General features: G+C 55.2%; 11 protein-coding genes. 3 read left to right on the top strand and 8 right to left on the bottom strand.

Features of this window, described 5'->3' with window-relative positions; all coding sequences use genetic code 11:
* The first annotated feature begins 251 nt into the window (after positions 1-251).
* From focA to pflA, 3 genes are all read left to right on the top strand, one after another.
* Positions 252-1,109: a formate transporter FocA gene (focA, locus tag ABLV08_RS07565; protein WP_015367477.1), complete on the top strand. Its 858-nt coding sequence runs from the start codon at positions 252-254 to the stop codon at positions 1,107-1,109.
* 51 nt (positions 1,110-1,160) lie between these two features.
* On the top strand, positions 1,161-3,443 hold the full coding sequence (pflB, locus tag ABLV08_RS07560; protein WP_015367478.1) for a formate C-acetyltransferase: 2,283 nt from the start codon (positions 1,161-1,163) through the stop codon (positions 3,441-3,443).
* A gap of 191 nt (positions 3,444-3,634) precedes the next feature.
* Positions 3,635-4,375 (top strand): pyruvate formate lyase 1-activating protein, encoded by a 741-nt coding sequence (pflA, locus tag ABLV08_RS07555; protein WP_015367479.1) that lies wholly within the window; start codon positions 3,635-3,637, stop codon positions 4,373-4,375.
* A gap of 157 nt (positions 4,376-4,532) precedes the next feature.
* Here the strand turns inward: pflA and ABLV08_RS07550 are convergent, their stop codons facing one another.
* The 8 genes from ABLV08_RS07550 to ftsK form a co-directional block, all read right to left on the bottom strand.
* On the bottom strand, positions 4,533-5,681 hold the full coding sequence (locus ABLV08_RS07550) for an MFS transporter (RefSeq protein ID WP_015367480.1): 1,149 nt from the start codon (positions 5,679-5,681) through the stop codon (positions 4,533-4,535).
* 273 nt (positions 5,682-5,954) lie between these two features.
* Positions 5,955-6,818, bottom strand: a complete 864-nt coding sequence (locus ABLV08_RS07545; RefSeq protein WP_015367481.1) for a dimethyl sulfoxide reductase anchor subunit family protein — start codon at positions 6,816-6,818, stop codon at positions 5,955-5,957.
* A gap of 1 nt (position 6,819) precedes the next feature.
* Complete coding sequence (locus tag ABLV08_RS07540) at positions 6,820-7,437, bottom strand: DMSO/selenate family reductase complex B subunit (RefSeq protein ID WP_015367482.1); 618 nt, start codon at positions 7,435-7,437, stop codon at positions 6,820-6,822.
* 10 nt (positions 7,438-7,447) lie between these two features.
* A complete protein-coding gene (dmsA, locus tag ABLV08_RS07535) occupies positions 7,448-9,886 on the bottom strand; it encodes a dimethylsulfoxide reductase subunit A (RefSeq protein ID WP_348855703.1) in 2,439 nt (812 codons plus the stop codon).
* Positions 9,887-10,080: 194 nt separating this feature from the next.
* Entirely contained in the window at positions 10,081-11,373 is a 1,293-nt protein-coding gene (gene serS / locus ABLV08_RS07530; RefSeq protein ID WP_015704878.1) for a serine--tRNA ligase, read from the bottom strand.
* A 92-nt stretch (positions 11,374-11,465) separates the two neighbouring features.
* Positions 11,466-12,809: a replication-associated recombination protein RarA gene (gene rarA, locus ABLV08_RS07525; RefSeq protein ID WP_015704877.1), complete on the bottom strand. Its 1,344-nt coding sequence runs from the start codon at positions 12,807-12,809 to the stop codon at positions 11,466-11,468.
* Between the two features lie 8 nt (positions 12,810-12,817).
* A complete protein-coding gene (lolA, locus tag ABLV08_RS07520) occupies positions 12,818-13,429 on the bottom strand; it encodes an outer membrane lipoprotein chaperone LolA (protein ID WP_015367486.1) in 612 nt (203 codons plus the stop codon).
* A 122-nt stretch (positions 13,430-13,551) separates the two neighbouring features.
* Positions 13,552-17,631, bottom strand: a complete 4,080-nt coding sequence (gene ftsK, locus ABLV08_RS07515) for a DNA translocase FtsK (protein ID WP_348855702.1) — start codon at positions 17,629-17,631, stop codon at positions 13,552-13,554.
* Positions 17,632-17,713: the final 82 nt, after the last annotated feature.

The raw sequence follows: 17,713 nt of genomic DNA, 5'->3' as shown, positions 1-17,713 counted from the left end.
GATTGTTAATTTTAATAAAAATACTCCATTCTAATTAACCGTAATCAATGGTCACCCATGGAAATTTTCAACATTATTTATAAATATTAAAATTTAGTTTTTTATTAAAAATCAAAAAGATAAATCAATAACAGGCTAATTCCACACGCAAAATGGGCCTATGACTCCGGTAGGATATGATCTACATCAAATTCCCTTCTATAATGCTTTGTTAGTATCACACCGCCAACTTATATAAAGAGAGAGTTAGTGTGAAAGCTGACAACCCTTTTGATCTTTTACTCCCTGCCGCGATGGCGAAAGTCGCCGAAGAAGCAGGTGTCTATAAAGCGACGAAACATCCGCTGAAGACGTTTTATCTGGCGATTACCGCCGGTGTCTTCATCTCCATCGCTTTTGTGTTTTATATCACGGCGACCACCGGTACCGCCGCAATGCCATTCGGGATTGCCAAACTTATCGGCGGGGTATGCTTCTCACTAGGTCTGATTCTTTGCGTTATCTGCGGTGCTGACCTTTTCACCTCTACCGTACTGATCGTCGTGGCGAAAGCCAGCGGGCGTATTACCTGGGGTCAGCTGGCAAAAAACTGGCTTAACGTCTATGTTGGAAACCTCATCGGCGCACTGCTATTCGTATTATTAATGTGGTTATCCGGCGAGTATATGACGGCCAACGGCGGCTGGGGCTTAAATGTTCTGCAAACTGCAGACCACAAAATGCACCATACGTTTATTGAAGCCGTCTGCCTGGGTATCCTGGCGAACCTGATGGTTTGTCTGGCTGTCTGGATGAGTTACTCCGGCCGCAGCCTGATGGACAAAGCGATGATCATGGTGTTGCCGGTTGCGATGTTTGTCGCCAGCGGCTTTGAACACAGCATCGCTAATATGTTTATGATCCCGATGGGTATCGTAATTCGCAACTTTGCAAGCCCGGAATTCTGGACCGCTATCGGTTCAACTCCGGAGAGTTTTTCTCACTTAACCGTTATGAACTTCATCACTGATAACCTGATTCCAGTCACTATCGGAAACATCATCGGCGGTGGTTTGTTGGTTGGGTTGACATACTGGGTCATTTACCTGCGTGGCGACGATCATCATTAATGGTTGTCTCAGGCAGTAAATAAAAAATCCACTTAAGAAGGTAGGTGTTACATGTCCGAGCTTAATGAAAAGTTAGCCACAGCCTGGGAAGGTTTTGCGAAAGGTGACTGGCAGAACGAAGTCAACGTACGTGACTTTATCCAGAAAAACTACACCCCATATGAAGGTGACGAATCCTTCCTGGCTGGCGCAACTGATGCGACCACCAAGCTGTGGGACAGCGTAATGGAAGGCGTTAAACAGGAAAACCGCACTCACGCGCCTGTTGATTTCGACACTTCCCTCGCATCCACCATCACTTCTCACGACGCGGGCTACATCGAGAAAGCGCTCGAGAAAATCGTTGGTCTGCAAACTGAAGCCCCGCTGAAACGTGCGATTATCCCGTTCGGCGGTATCAAAATGGTTGAAGGTTCCTGCAAAGCGTACAATCGCGAACTGGACCCGATGCTGAAAAAAATCTTCACCGAGTACCGTAAAACTCACAACCAGGGCGTTTTCGACGTATATACCCCGGACATCCTGCGCTGCCGTAAATCCGGCGTACTGACCGGTCTGCCGGATGCTTACGGCCGTGGTCGTATCATCGGTGACTATCGTCGCGTTGCGCTGTACGGTATCGACTTCCTGATGAAAGACAAATTCGCCCAGTTCAACTCGCTGCAGGCGAAACTGGAAAGCGGCGAAGATCTGGAAGCAACCATCCGTCTGCGTGAAGAAATTGCTGAACAGCATCGCGCGCTGGGTCAGATCAAAGAGATGGCGGCTAAATATGGCTACGACATCTCCGGTCCGGCGACTACCGCTCAGGAAGCTATTCAGTGGACCTACTTCGGTTACCTGGCCGCCGTTAAATCTCAGAACGGCGCGGCAATGTCCTTCGGTCGTACTTCCAGCTTCCTGGATATCTACATCGAACGTGACCTGCAGGCGGGTAAAATCACCGAGCAAGACGCGCAGGAAATGGTTGACCACCTGGTCATGAAACTGCGTATGGTTCGCTTCCTGCGTACCCCGGAATATGATGAACTGTTCTCCGGCGACCCGATTTGGGCAACGGAATCTATCGGTGGTATGGGCGTTGACGGCCGTACTCTGGTAACCAAAAACAGCTTCCGCTTCCTGAACACCCTGTACACCATGGGGCCGTCTCCGGAGCCGAACATCACTATCCTGTGGTCTGAAAAACTGCCGCTGAGCTTTAAGAAATTCGCCGCTAAAGTATCCATCGATACCTCTTCTCTGCAGTACGAGAACGATGACCTGATGCGCCCGGACTTCAACAACGACGATTACGCTATCGCATGCTGCGTAAGCCCGATGATTGTTGGTAAACAAATGCAGTTCTTCGGCGCTCGCGCTAACCTCGCGAAAACCATGCTGTATGCTATCAACGGCGGCGTTGATGAAAAACTGAAAATGCAGGTTGGTCCGAAATCTGAGCCGATCAAAGGCGACGTCCTGAACTTCGACGAAGTTATGGAGCGCATGGATCACTTCATGGACTGGCTGGCTAAACAGTACGTCACCGCGCTGAACATCATTCATTACATGCACGACAAGTACAGCTACGAAGCCTCTCTGATGGCACTGCACGACCGTGACGTTATCCGCACCATGGCGTGTGGTATCGCAGGTCTGTCCGTTGCTGCTGACTCCCTGTCTGCTATCAAATATGCGAAAGTTAAACCGATTCGTGACGAAGACGGTCTGGCTGTTGACTTCGAAATCGAAGGCGAATATCCGCAGTTTGGTAACAACGATGCTCGCGTCGATGACATGGCCGTTGACCTGGTTGAACGTTTCATGAAGAAAATTCAGAAACTGCATACCTACCGCAACGCTATCCCGACTCAGTCCGTTCTGACCATCACTTCTAACGTCGTGTATGGTAAGAAAACCGGTAACACCCCAGATGGTCGTCGCGCTGGCGCGCCGTTCGGACCAGGTGCTAACCCGATGCACGGCCGTGACCAGAAAGGCGCTGTAGCCTCTCTGACTTCCGTTGCTAAACTGCCGTTTGCTTACGCTAAAGATGGTATCTCATACACCTTCTCTATCGTGCCGAACGCGCTGGGTAAAGATGACGAAGTTCGTAAGACTAACCTGGCGGGCCTGATGGATGGTTACTTCCACCACGAAGCGTCCATCGAAGGTGGTCAGCATCTGAACGTGAACGTCATGAACCGCGAAATGCTGCTCGACGCGATGGAAAACCCGGAAAAATATCCGCAGCTGACCATCCGTGTATCTGGCTACGCAGTACGTTTTAACTCCCTGACTAAAGAACAGCAGCAGGATGTTATTACCCGTACCTTCACTCAGACCATGTAATTCCCTGTCTGACTGAAAAAGCGTACAATAAAGGCCCCACATCAGTGGGGCCTTTTTAACACGTGATTCCCTGCCGCAGCCTGCTTTGCCAGTTATCTATACTTTGGGTACCTGTCAAAACAGACTTAACACAGCCGGTTTGAGCTGTGCATCACAGGCCCTGGAGGGCCGAACCCGGAGATATCACCGCAATGTCAACTATTGGTCGTATTCACTCCTTTGAATCCTGTGGCACCGTCGATGGCCCAGGCATCCGCTTTATTACCTTCTTCCAGGGCTGCCTGATGCGCTGCCTTTACTGCCATAACCGCGACACCTGGGATACCCATGGCGGTAAAGAAATCACCGTTGAAGAATTGATGAAAGAAGTGGTGACCTATCGCCACTTTATGAATGCTTCCGGCGGCGGCGTCACCGCCTCCGGCGGCGAGGCGATCCTGCAGGCTGAATTTGTCCGCGACTGGTTCCGCGCCTGTAAAAAAGAAGGTATCCACACCTGCCTGGATACCAACGGCTTCGTACGTCGCTACGATCCCGTGATTGACGAGCTGCTGGAAGTCACCGATCTGGTGATGCTTGACCTCAAGCAGATGAACGATGAAATCCACCAGAACCTGGTCGGCGTTTCTAACCATCGTACGCTGGAGTTCGCACAGTATCTGTCGAAGAAAGGGATTAACGTGTGGATCCGCTACGTGGTGGTTCCCGGCTGGTCTGATGATGACGATTCCGCACATCGTCTGGGTGAGTTTACCCGCGATATGGGTAACGTCGAGAAAATCGAACTCCTGCCCTACCATGAGCTGGGTAAACACAAATGGGTGGCAATGGGCGAAGAGTACAAACTTGACGGCGTACACCCACCGAAGAAAGAGACCATGGAGCGGGTAAAAGGCATCCTGGAGCAATATGGCCATAAGGTGATGTACTAAACTAGCAGCGGGCCGGAGGTACTCTCACCACGGCCCGCAACTATAATAGTATCAATCCCGCCGATAACGCCTCATCATGAGCGCGATACCGTCTGCCCGCAGAAATATTCATTAATCAAAACGGACTACGCGCGGCCTTCGCCGCGCGCCAGATTGGTTACGCGTGTGCCACCGGCGTCGGGTGATGTCCGGCTTTGCGCAGCAGGGTCAGCAGATAGATAAACGATACGCTGGCGATCATGATAAACAGCAGATTATCCGAGAAGTTCTGCATCAACATCGCCGTCAGGGTCGGCCCCAGCAGGCTGCCGATGGTATAGCTCATCAGCAGCGCCTGGTTCATCGCCACCAGTTGATGGTGTTCAACCTTCTCGCAGGCCCAGGCCATCGCCACCGGATACAGAGTAAAACCGGATGCGCCGAGCACAAAAAGCGCTGGCGCCATTGCCGCCTGGCTCAGCATCGCCAGACAGCCCAGAATCACCACAAAGACCTGTACGCGCAGCACCAGCAGGCGGCCATAGCGGTCAGCCAGACGCCCGACCGGCCACTGCCCGAGAATGCCTGCGCTAACCATCACCGCCATCCAGAAACCAATACCCGAATCGCTGACGCCCTGATGATTTAGCCACAGCGGCATCAGGCCGTACAGTGAACCAAGCACGATGCCGGAAATGATGCAGCCATTCACACCGTGGCGCGCCTGACGCAGTTTCAGCATCGGCCAGATACGTACCGTTTCATGCGGCTCGTCGGCCTGGCTCATAATACGTGTAAACATTAGCGGCAGGATCGCCGCCAGCGCCAGGCCGGTAACCCACGGCAGCACGCTCATTAAATCGGTCGGTAATTTGCTGACCATCAGTTGGCCCAATACGGTACCGATGTAATAGACCATCATGTACGCCGCCAGCAGTCGACCGCGGCTGCGGGAAGTACCGCTGCACACCAGCGCGCTTTCGACCACCACCCAAATCATTGCACAGCCCACGCCGGCGATAAAACGCCAGCTCAGCCATGTCCAGAAGCCGAGTGTGATACCCAGACCAACGCAGCCGACGGCAAAAATTAATGACGCCAGATAATAGCTACGGTTAAACCCCAGACGTTTAATGACCCAGCCGGCAAATAGTGTTCCCACCAGGTTACCGGTGAAATAAGAAGAGCCGACCATCCCAACCTGCCAGGTTGGCATATTTTCATGGGCGAGCCACAGCGGGACAAGCGTATTTAAAACCGCGATTGCCAGCGTCAACAGAAGCAGGCCACAGAGCAACATTTGCACTGGGCGAGTGTAGATGGTCATGGGTATTAACCGTGAGGAAGTTCAGATTTCGTGCGCATCATGCCACTGCTGTAAACATTGTCAATCCGCCAGAATTCAGGCCTGACGCGGTTTTCAGGGCAACGATAGAAGTTTTTTATCCAGCGGAACGGCAACGGAATTATTCTTTATATTATTCCATTGTTTTTATTAATTTATTGGAAAACTATAGTGGGAATATCAGTAGAAAAATTTCATGAATCAACCGCATTTTTTAATCACGCCGGAATAGGCTTCCGGCGTGATTTCACGTTATTAACTGGCGATAGCCATACCGACGGTCATATGCAGACCATAGAATACGCCGCGGCCAATCATCTCGCCGACCAGCACCAGCACAAACGCCAGCCCCAGCAGCGGCAATGCGGGTTGATAACCTTTAAGCTGCGGTACAATCCAGCAGACCAACGCCAGCACTAACGCGACCGTCCGCCATGCCATTAAGGAACCATAATTCGGCACCAGCGCCGAGGCCTGTTGGATTGAACTATGGATCGTCGCCAACTCGCTGCCCTGAATCAGCGCGACGGTCACGCTAATCACCAACGCCACCAGCATGATCACCGGCAATAAACGCATCGCCCAACCGTCCACACCCGCGACACGTAGCAGCAGGTAACCCAACAGCGGCCCGCCGATAAACAGGGTCAGGAAGAAGTTGAGCGGTGTCCAGATGGTGTACCAGGTGGGTACGGTATCAATAGTGTTATATACGCGGATCATCATCCAGACAAAGATGACGCCGAGGATCATGGTGACGACCAGCCACAGATTACGCAGCCCAGACGGAAGTTTATTTACCACCGCCAGCAGCCAGCCAATCCCGCCGACAGCGAAGAAAAGCGCGCCGCTGGCTATTTCATTGCTTAACGATGATGCGCCAACGCGGTTCAGCGAATTAAACGCACGCATTGGCGAACCAAGGTGCATGGTGGAGGCGATAAAACCGATCCCCATTAACACCCATAGCCCAAACATGCTCATTATCACCCGCCGCTGCTGCTCGCGCGAAAGTTCGCCCTTCATCAACGCCAGCGCGAGAACGATAAAGCCCCCGGCGACGCATTGACCGAAGACCGTGAAAATCATCAGCGGCCATTCATGCCATCCATTTCCCATTTTAGACCTCCTTCGGATTGGCCAGATAGCCGGTGGTATCGCCGCACGGACGGCTGTTGGCGTTTGGTTTTATCACAATGCTCGGCCTGGTGAAGTGCGCCGACGGCAGCGGCGCCACGGCGGCCAGTTGGCCGTGCTTTTCACGCAGTTCGGCAATCGGCCCGAAGTCCAGCGCCCGCAGCGGGCAGGACTCGACGCAAATCGGTTTCTTGCCTTGTGCCACACGCTCGTGACAGCCGTCGCATTTGGTCATATGCCCTTTAGCGGCGTTGTACTGCGGCGCGCCATACGGGCAGGCCATATGGCAGTAGCGACAGCCAATGCACACCTCTTCATTGACCACCACAAAACCATCTTCGCGCTTGTGCATCGCCCCACTTGGGCAGACCTTGGTGCACGCCGGGTCTTCGCAGTGGTTACAGGCGATGGAAAGGTAGTAGGCAAAAACGTTCTGATTCCAGACGCCATTGTCCTCCTGCCAGTCGCCGCCGGCATACTCGTAGATACGACGGAAGCTGACGTCCGGCGTCAGGTTCTTGTAGTCTTTACAGGCCAGCTCGCAGGTTTTGCAACCGGTGCAACGGGCGGAATCGATAAAAAATCCATACTGAGTTGTCATCGGTTACTCCTTACAGCTTTTCAACCTGGACGAGGTTGGTATGCGATGGGTTGCCTTTCGCCAACGGCGACGGACGCTGGGTGGTCAGCACGTTAATGCTGCCGGCCTGATCCACGCGTGAGGCGTCCGGGTTATACCAGGCGCCCTCGCCCAGCGCGACGACGCCCGGCATCATACGTGGCGTCACTTTCGCTTCGATATGGACTTCGCCGCGGTCGTTGAAAATACGAATGCGATCGCCATTGACGATGCCGCGTGTCTTCGCATCGATCGGATTGATCCACATTTCCTGACGGCAGGCTGCCTGCAGGACATCAACGTTGCCATAAGTTGAGTGGACGCGAGACTTGTAGTGGAATCCCGTCAGCTGTAACGGATATTTAGCAGTCAACGGATCATTGTAATTTTCAAACCCAGGAGTGTAGATCGGCAGCGGATCGATGACATCGCCTTCCGGCAGCTCCCAGGTCGCAGCGATTTTAGCGAGCTCCTGGGAATAGATTTCGATTTTGCCCGATGGCGTGGTCAGCGGGTTGGCCTGCGGATCGTCACGGAAGGCTTTATACGCCACATGATGACCTTGCGGGTCACGCTGCTTGAAGATGCCCTGCTGGCGGAAAGTATCGAAATCCGGCAGTTCGGGAATCGCTTTACGCGACTGCTCATACAAATAGCGCATCCAGCCTTCCTGAGTGCGGCCTTCGGTAAATTTCTCCGCCACCCCCATGCGTTTCGCCAACTCGGTGGTCATCTCATAGATGGTTTTGCATTCGAAACGCGGTTTGATTGCCTGGTCGGCAAAGATGACATAGGACATATTGCCGCAGGAGGCGTCCAGCGCGAAGTCCATCTGCTCAGAGGCGGTACAGTCCGGCAGCAGAATATCGGCGTATTTCGCAGACGACGTCATGTGGCAGTCGATGACCACGATCATTTCGCACTTCTTATCGTCCTGCAGGATTTCGTGGGTGCGGTTGATCTCGGAGTGCTGGTTGATAAGGCAGTTCCCCGCGTAGTTCCAGATCATCTTGATCGGCACGTCGAGCTTATCTTTGCCGCGTACGCCATCACGCAGCGCGGTCATTTCCGGACCACGTTCAATCGCGTCGGTCCACATAAACATAGAGATGCTGGTCTCTACCGGGTTTTCCAGCGTCGGCATGCGCTCGAACGGCAGGCTATATGAACCTTCACGCGCGCCGCTATTGCCGCCATTGATCCCAACGTTGCCGGTCAGAATGGCGAGCATGGAGATGGCGCGGGTGGCGATTTCGCCGTTGGCGTGACGCTGAGGTCCCCACCCCTGGCTGATATACGCCGGTTTCGCCGTCGCTATCTCGCGAGCCAGCTTCACAATGCGCTCACGCGGGATCCCGGTAATGGTGGATGCCCACTCCGGCGTTTTAGCGATACCGTCGGAACCCTGGCCAAGGATGTAAGCTTTATAATGTCCATTCGCCGGCGCATCGGCAGGCAGGGTTTTCTCGTCGTAGCCGACGCAGTATTTATCGAGGAAGGGCTGATCGACCAGATTTTCAGTAATCATCACCCAAGCCAGCGCTGAAATGAGCGCCGCGTCGGTTCCCGGTCGAATCGGGATCCATTCATCTTCACGCCCGGCGCCGGTGTCGGTATAACGCGGATCGATAATGATCATACGGGCATTGGATTTCTGCCGCGCCTGCTCAAGGTAGTAAGTCACCCCGCCGCCGCTCATGCGCGTTTCGCCAGGGTTATTGCCAAACAGCACCACCAACTGACTGTTTTCGATATCCGACGGGCTATTGCCATCGGCCCAACCGCCATAGGTGTAATTCAAACCAGCCGCAATCTGCGCCGATGAATAGTCGCCATAATGATTGAGATGGCCGCCGCAGCAGTTCATCAGACGAGCAATCAGCGTTTTTCCTGGCGGCCAGGAACGAGTCAGAGTCCCGCCGAGCGTACCGGTTCCGTAGTTCAGATAAATAGATTCGTTGCCATAATCTTTAATCAGGCGCTGCATATTGCTGGCGATAGTGTCGAACGCCTCTTCCCAGCTAATTTGTTCGAATTTTCCTTCACCGCGTTTGCCGACGCGCTTCATCGGATATTTCAGCCGGTCAGGGTTATAGACCCGACGGCGCATAGAGCGGCCTCGCAGACAGGCGCGAACCTGATGCAGACCGTCGTAGTTATCATCGCCGGTATTATCGGTTTCTACGTACTTAATAGCGCCATCAACCACGTGCATGCGCAGCGGACAGCGGCTGCCGCAGTTTACGGTGCAGGCGCTCCAGACCACTTTCTCACTCACTGGCGCCAGCGTATCAGCGGCGTGCGCAATACGCGTGAAGGGCAAGGTCAATGCGTTGCTGGCCATCGCCAGGCCGCCTATCGCCGTGGTTTTCATTAAACCACGTCTGCTAACTTCGGCAGCCAGTAAAGCATCGGGGGCTTTGATTTTCATAGATACTCGCTTTGGTTGCTCACAATAAGCTGACAATCGTTATATAATTTTATATATATCGGATTTTATTGGCTTTTTATGCTGTATTAATCCAAAGGGAGTATCACCGGATTTACTGAGGGGATTATTGCCCGGTATCAATAAGGATATAAAAAAAGCGCCCGCAGGCGCTTTTAAGGAAAGAGCAGAAAAGATTAACCGATATATTCGAGGCCACGCATATACGGGCGCAGAACTTCCGGGATCTCGATACGGCCATCGGCCTGCTGATAGTTTTCCATCACCGCAACCAGCGTACGGCCAACCGCCAGACCAGAACCATTCAGGGTATGAACGAGACGAGTCTTTTTGTCGGACTTGCTGCGGCAACGCGCCTGCATACGACGTGCCTGGAAATCCCAGACGTTGGAGCAGGAAGAAATTTCGCGATAGGTATCCTGCGCCGGAACCCACACTTCGAGGTCATAGGTTTTACAGGCGCTAAAGCCCATATCGCCGGTGCACAGCGCCACCTTACGGTACGGCAGACCCAGCAGTTGCAGAACCTTCTCAGCGTGGCCGGTCATCTCTTCCAGCGCCGCCATGGAGTCTTCCGGACGTACAATCTGCACCATTTCAACTTTGTCGAACTGGTGCATACGGATCAGACCGCGAGTATCACGACCATAGGAACCCGCTTCAGAACGGAAGCACGGCGTATGGGCGGTCATTTTGATCGGCAGATCGTCTTCGTCGATAATTTCGTCGCGAACCAGGTTGGTCAGCGGCACTTCGGCGGTCGGAATCAACGCGTAGTTGCTGCTATCGGCTTCTTCTTCCAGCGGACGAGTATGGAACAGGTCGCCGGCGAATTTCGGCAACTGGCCAGTACCATACAGCGTGTCCTGGTTCACCAGATAAGGAACATAGTTCTCGCTATAGCCGTGCTGTTCGGTGTGCAGATCCAGCATAAACTGCGCCAGCGCGCGGTGCAGGCGGGCCAGCTGGCCTTTCATCACCACGAAACGGGAACCGGTTAGCTTAACGGCGGCGGCGAAGTCCAGCCCCCCGTGCATTTCACCCAGCGTAACGTGGTCGCGCACCTCGAAATCGAACTGACGCGGCGTACCCCAGCGGCTGACTTCAACGTTGTCGTTTTCGTCACGGCCCACCGGCACGTCATCGTGAGGAATATTCGGGATCGCCAGCGCGATATCGCGAATTTCCGCCAGCAGCGTTTCCAGCTCGGACTTTGCGGCATCCAGCTGTTCGCCAAGCTTGTTCACTTCCAGGCGTAATGGCTCGATATCTTCCCCGCGCGCTTTCGCCTGGCCAATGGATTTCGATCGGGAGTTACGCTCCGCCTGCAGGTTTTCGGTTTGAACCTGCAGAACTTTACGACGCTCTTCAAGAGCGCGCAGTTTATCTACATCCAGCTTAAAGCCCCGGCGTGCCAGTTTTTCTGCGACTGCGTCTGGCTCGGTACGCAGCAGATTGGGATCGAGCATGCTTATCCTGTGCTTATCGAATTTAAATAGGAAAAGTGGCCGCAAACTACGACCACGGAAATAGAGGTAATAACCTTACCGCAACGCCACAATTAGCGGTAGCGTTTTATCTGGCTATTTTGATCCAGTTCGGCAAGCCAGGCGAGCTTTTCAGCGATTTTGCCCTCGAGCCCCCTGTTTGTTGGCTGATAATAGCGCGTTTGCGCCATTTCCTGCGGGAAATACTGCTCGCCAGCGGCGTAGGCGTTAGGTTCATCGTGCGCGTAGCGGTACTCCTGGCCATAGCCCATTTCTTTCATGAGTTTGGTCGGCGCATTGCGTAAATGTACCGGCACGTCGTAATCAGGGCGATCGCGGGCATCGGCCAGCGCGGCCTTAAAGGCGGTGTAGACCGCGTTGCTCTTCGGCGCACAGGCCAGATAAACAATCGCCTGAGCGATAGCCCGCTCACCTTCCGCCGGCCCAACGCGAGTAAAACAATCCCACGCGGAAATGGCTACCTGCATGGCGCGAGGATCGGCGTTGCCGACATCCTCAGACGCGATAGCCAGACAACGGCGAGCAACATACAACGGATCGCCGCCTGCGGTAATAATCCGTGCGTACCAGTACAGCGCCGCATCCGGCGCGCTACCGCGCACGGACTTATGTAACGCGGATATAAGATCGTAAAAACGGTCGCCTTTATTATCAAAACGCGCGCTACGCTCGCCGGCAATTTCGGTAAGCAGTTCCGCTCTCAGCACTCGCTTGCCCGAATCGTCGTTTTCAGCCATATCGGCCATCATTTCCAGCGTGTTCAACGCCCGGCGCGCATCGCCGTTGACCAGCTCGGCAATCGCCTTGCGGGTTTCATCCGGCAGGATAATATCTTGCCCACCGTAGCCTCGCGCTTTATCGCTCATCGCCTGGTTGAGCACCTGCTCGATATCGTCCGTGGTCAATGATTTGAGCAAGTAGACGCGAGCGCGGGAGAGCAAAGCGGAATTAAGTTCAAATGACGGGTTTTCGGTCGTCGCGCCAATAAAAGTAATAGTGCCGTCTTCGATGTGCGGTAGAAAGGCATCCTGCTGACTTTTATTAAAACGATGCACTTCATCAACAAACAGGATAGTGCGTCGACCAGCGTTGCGATTTTGCCGCGCACGTTCTATAGCTTCGCGGATCTCTTTGACGCCAGATGTAACAGCCGAGATACGCTCGACATCAGCATTGGCGTAGCGAGCGATCACTTCCGCAAGGGTAGTTTTACCCGTGCCCGGCGGCCCCCACAGGATCATCGAGTGCAGATGCCCTGCCTCAATCGCCCGCGGCAGCGGTTTACCCGGCGCCAGCAGGTGCTGCTGGCCAATGTACTGCGCTAAATTTTCTGGCCGCATACGGGCGGCCAGAGGTTGAAATGCATTATCGGAAAAATCGAGCGAAAAGTTGCTCACATTCGCCTCTACTTACGTTGATCGTCCACCGTCACCCCTTGCGGCGGCGTAAAAGTGAACTTAGATGCATCGACGGCGCCATTCTGCTGCGACTTCAGCTGATAGCTGCTGCGCTGGTCGTCTTGCTCGACGGCGCTGAACTGATGGATAGTACCGTCACGGCCCACATTGATTGTGAACTGCTTGAGGTTGCCGTTACCGCTTTTCGGCGTCAGCACAAAATCATCGCCGTTTTGTTTGATGTTGTATTGCTGCCAGTCCGCTGACTGGTTGCGGGCGATCAGCATGAACGGCGTGTTACTGGTCGCGTTTTTCAGCCAGGTCGCGGTTGCCTGCTCCACAAACGGATTATAGAACCACAGCGTTTTCCCATCCGATACCAGAATACTTTCATCCGGCTGGGTCATATGCCAGTTGAACAGATTCGGGCGTTTCACCCACAAATCGCCCTGCCCGTCCTGCACGGCATTACCGCTTGCGTCGGTCACTTTCTGAGTGAAGCTGGCATGGAAGCTGCTGACTTTATCCAGACGGCTTTTTAAGTCGCCGGCAGCGTCTGCCCAAACCTGGCTTACCACGAAGCCAGACAATAATGCACAGGTGATGGCAAGTTTCTTCATTGTTGATCCTTATTGTGCGTCACTCCCGACGCGGGAGCCTGTTCTGTCCCTACTGTAGAGCCGTTGAGAGCAACGGAATAGCAGAACAGGCTGATTTTGCGCTTATTTACCGAACTTTGCACTTACTCGAAGGGCGGCGGTGCCAGGACTTCACGGTTACCGTTATGGCCTTGCTCGCTGACGATCCCCTGAGCTTCCATCTGCTCAATGATACGCGCCGCGCGGTTATAACCGATACGGAACTGACGCTGCACCCCCGAGATCGAGGCTTTGCGCTTCTCGGTTACGAAGTTGACCGCCTGATCGAACAGCGGATCCAGCTCTTCCCCGCCATCAAAGCCGCCACCACCGCCTTCGCTTTCGCTATCAGAGGTAATACCGTCAACATACTGCGGACGACCGCGCGCTTTCCAGTCCTGCACCACGGCGTGTACTTCCTGGTCACGGACAAACGCGCCATGGACGCGAACCGGCATCGTGGAGTTCGGCCCGGAATAGAGCATATCCCCCATGCCCAGCAGCGATTCTGCGCCCCCCTGGTCAAGGATGGTACGCGAGTCAATCTTGCTCGATACGGTGAAGGCGATACGCGTCGGAATGTTGGCCTTGATAAGACCGGTAATCACGTCAACCGACGGACGCTGGGTCGCCAGCACCAGGTGAATGCCCGCCGCGCGCGCTTTCTGCGCCAGACGCGCAATCAGTTCTTCCACCTTCTTACCGACGGTCATCATCAGATCGGCGAATTCATCCACCAGCACCACGATGTACGGCAGTTTTTCCAGCACCGGATGCACGGCGTCCATACTGTCGCCCGGTTTCCAGTAAGGATCCGGGATCGGGCGTCCCATGCGTGCGGCCTCAGCGATCTTCTCGTTGTAGCCCGCCAGATTACGCACGCCCAGCGCCGACATCAGCTTATAACGGCGCTCCATTTCATTGACGCTCCAGCGCAGCGCATTGGCGGCGTCTTTCATGTCGGTGACCACTTCCGTCAGCAGATGCGGGATACCTTCGTACACCGACAGCTCAAGCATTTTCGGGTCGATCATGATGAAACGAACGTCTTCCGGCTGCGCCTTATAGAGCATGCTGAGGATCATGGCGTTCACGCCGACCGATTTACCAGAACCAGTGGTACCGGCAACCAGCAGATGCGGCATTTTCGCCAGATCGGCCACCACCGGATCGCCGGCGATATCTTTGCCCAGCACCACGGTAAGCGGCGATGGGTTCTCGCGGAATTTCGGACAATCGAGCACTTCGCGCAGGTATACGGTCTGGCGTTTTTTGTTCGGTAATTCCAGGCCAACGTAAGGTTTACCCGGAATAACTTCCACCACACGCACCGCCACGGTCGACAGCGAACGCGCAAGGTCGCGCGACAGGTTAGAGATACGCGCGGCCTTCACCCCCGGCGCGAGGTTCAGCTCGAAACGAGTGATCACCGGACCCGGCGAGTAGTTCACCACATCCGCTTTAATGCGGAAATCGGCGAGACGCGCTTCAACCAGACGCGCCATCTGCTCAAGCGCAAAGGTATCAACAGGTTCAACTTCACTCGGCGGCGGCGTCAAGAGATCCAGCGACGGCAGCGGCGTTGTTGGTCTTTGCAGTGGACGGCTGTCGCCATTACGCATCAGTAGCGGATGAATAAGGCTATCCTGAGGCGACGGCGCGGGCTGCTGATAAGACTGCTGAGCAACCGGCTGTTGTTGCTGCATTGGCTGCTGCGCAGGCTGGTAAGCCTGCGGCTGCGGCGCTACCGGCTGATGGTGTACGGGCGGCTGCGCAGGTTGATAACCCTGCTGTGGCGCGGCTGCCGGTTGTTGATAATGCTGAGCCGGTTGCTGGGGCTGCACTTCCGGCGTCGGCGTAAACAACGGCTCGCTTGGACCATCATTGACCAGCGTTTTCATCGGCGAGAACTCATAGTCCGCCGGTGAGAAGGGATTGGCTCCCGGCGGCTGCTCGCTGGCATAGCGCTGCTGCTGGGTCGCGGCAAACTGGCGCGCCAGTTCGGCTTCAGCGGCAGCGTCTTCGTCCTGCTCATCGCTTTCGGATTCCCAGGACTCGCCATAGCGCTGTTGCTGGGTAGCGGCAAACTGACGCGCCAGCTCGTCCTGTTCCAGCGCATCGGCTTCTTCGTCGCTCAGCGGCTCATTATCGTAATGATGTTCAAGCTCGGCCCGACGCGCGCGCTCTTCAGCAATACGCTGAGACGGCAGCTTAATGCCATAGGAAGCAAGCTCCCGACGCGTCGGCACACGGACGCGATTCGGACGCGGCAATTTCGGACCAATGCCTTCTTTTACCTGTACCCGCGGGCCGCTGGATGCCGGGCTGAAAACTGGCGCTGCGTCAGCGGCGGTTGACGCCACTGAGGCGGCTACGGCTGCGCTGCCAGAAGTGGTGGCCTGATGAACGCCTGCGGCGACGGCCGTCACGGCGGCGGCATCAACTGACGGTTTGGATGGGGCAGCCGGGGTGGTGATCGGTTTGGTCGCCACCGGGCTCGCCGGTTCAGGGATTGGCTGATACCAGGATTCCAGCAACTCACGCTCGCGCGCGCGCTTCTCTTCGACTTCCTCGAAGTAGTACATCGGCGGGCGTTTAGTTTCTTCCTGAGGAGTCTCAGACTCAGCGGCTGGCGCCGGTTCCTGATGATAAACAGGTTGTTGAACAGCCGGTTCAGGCTGGTATATCGGCTGCTGCGGATGCGCGGCTTCCGGCTGGTAAACCGGTGGCTGCTGCGGCGCATACTCAGGCTGATACACAGGCTGTTGTGGATGCGCGGCTTCCGGCTGGTAAACCGGCGGCTGCTGCGGCGCATACTCAGGCTGATACGCCGGCTGCTGTGGATGCGCGGCTTCCGGCTGATAAACCGGCGGCTGCTGCGGCGCATACTCAGGCTGATACGCTGGCTGCTGTGGATGCGCGGCTTCCGGCTGGTAAACCGGCTGCTGCTGCGGCGCGTATTCCGGCTGATACACTGGCTGCTGCGGATGCGCGGCTTCCGGTTGATAAACCGGCGGCTGCTGCGGCGCATACTCAGGCTGATACGCCGGCTGCTGAGGATGCGCGGCTTCCGGTTGATAAACCGGCGGCTGCTGCGGCGCATATTCAGGCTGATACACCGGTGGTTGCAGGTGAGCGGCCTCCGGTTGGTATGCCTGACCTGTCCCCTGCTCCGCCCATGCCTGCGGCGCAACGACAGCGGCGGAGGCGGCGCCGATCGGGTCGGCCACCGTATGGCCGTTCAGTAGCGGATCGTAAGGGTCTAAATCGCCAGGACGCGCGGCGCTGGCGCCTGAGAACAGGACATCATCCGCAGCGACAGGCGCGCCGCTGGCGCTGTATTGTACTGCTTCCGCATCATCCATTCGTTTACCGGAGAACAGCGCGGCATCGGTTTTACGCCCCATCGGGTTGGCGAACTTTTCCGCCAGACGCTTACGACGCGCTAGCGCGCTGCGTAAGATGCGGGCGCGACGCGATTCCCGCGGCTGTGCGGTATCGTCGTCTTCTTCATCTTCATATTCATCATCTTCATATTCTCCTTCATCAACCCAGGTATCGTCCCGACGGGTACGATTACTGGCAAAGGTAAGAATAGAAAGGATTGCGCCGCCGAGTTTCTCGGCAATGCTGACCCATGACCAGCCGGTAAACAGCGTTAAACCCGCGGCCCAGATACAAAGCAAGGCGATAGTGCCGCCGCTGCTGTGCAGCAAGGGTTGTAAGGTGGTGCTAAGCAGGCTGCCAATGACGCCGCCTGAGGCAAAGTACCAGATATCGTCGGCGTTAATTGCCGCCAGGCCGCAGGAGGTGAGGATCAGCGCCAGCGCGCCGATCAGGCGCAACGAAACAGCGAAGTAATCGACATACTCGTCATTTTCCTGATGACGCCATGCAAACCAGCAGCCGCCGATGATGATCACGGGGATGGTGTAGGCCATTACGCCAAAGATGAAAAATAACGTGTCCGCCAGCCACGCGCCGGGCATGCCGCCCAGATTATGGATAGGCTCATGCCAGGCGGTCTGTGACCAACTGGGATCGGATGGATTAAAGCTCAGTAATGCCGCCATCAGCCAGATGGCAAAAAGAGAGCAAAGGATGAGTAACGCCTCAAGAACGCGGCGCCCGCTGCTTAGCTTCGTTAGTTTGACTTCTTTGTCTTCGGTGTATTCCTGGCTCAAGAAAGGCTCTCCAGGTATCAGGCAATTTCCTGCCTGCTGCTAAAACGGACAACAGCGCCGGGTCTCCCCGGCACTGTTGCTG

It is taken from the genome of Klebsiella sp. CN_Kp088 (assembly GCF_040064335.1).
In the GTDB taxonomy this organism is placed as follows: domain Bacteria; phylum Pseudomonadota; class Gammaproteobacteria; order Enterobacterales; family Enterobacteriaceae; genus Klebsiella; species Klebsiella aerogenes.
The sequence above is the reverse complement of the archived record's forward strand: the minus strand, read 5'-3'. Positions and strand labels throughout refer to the sequence as shown.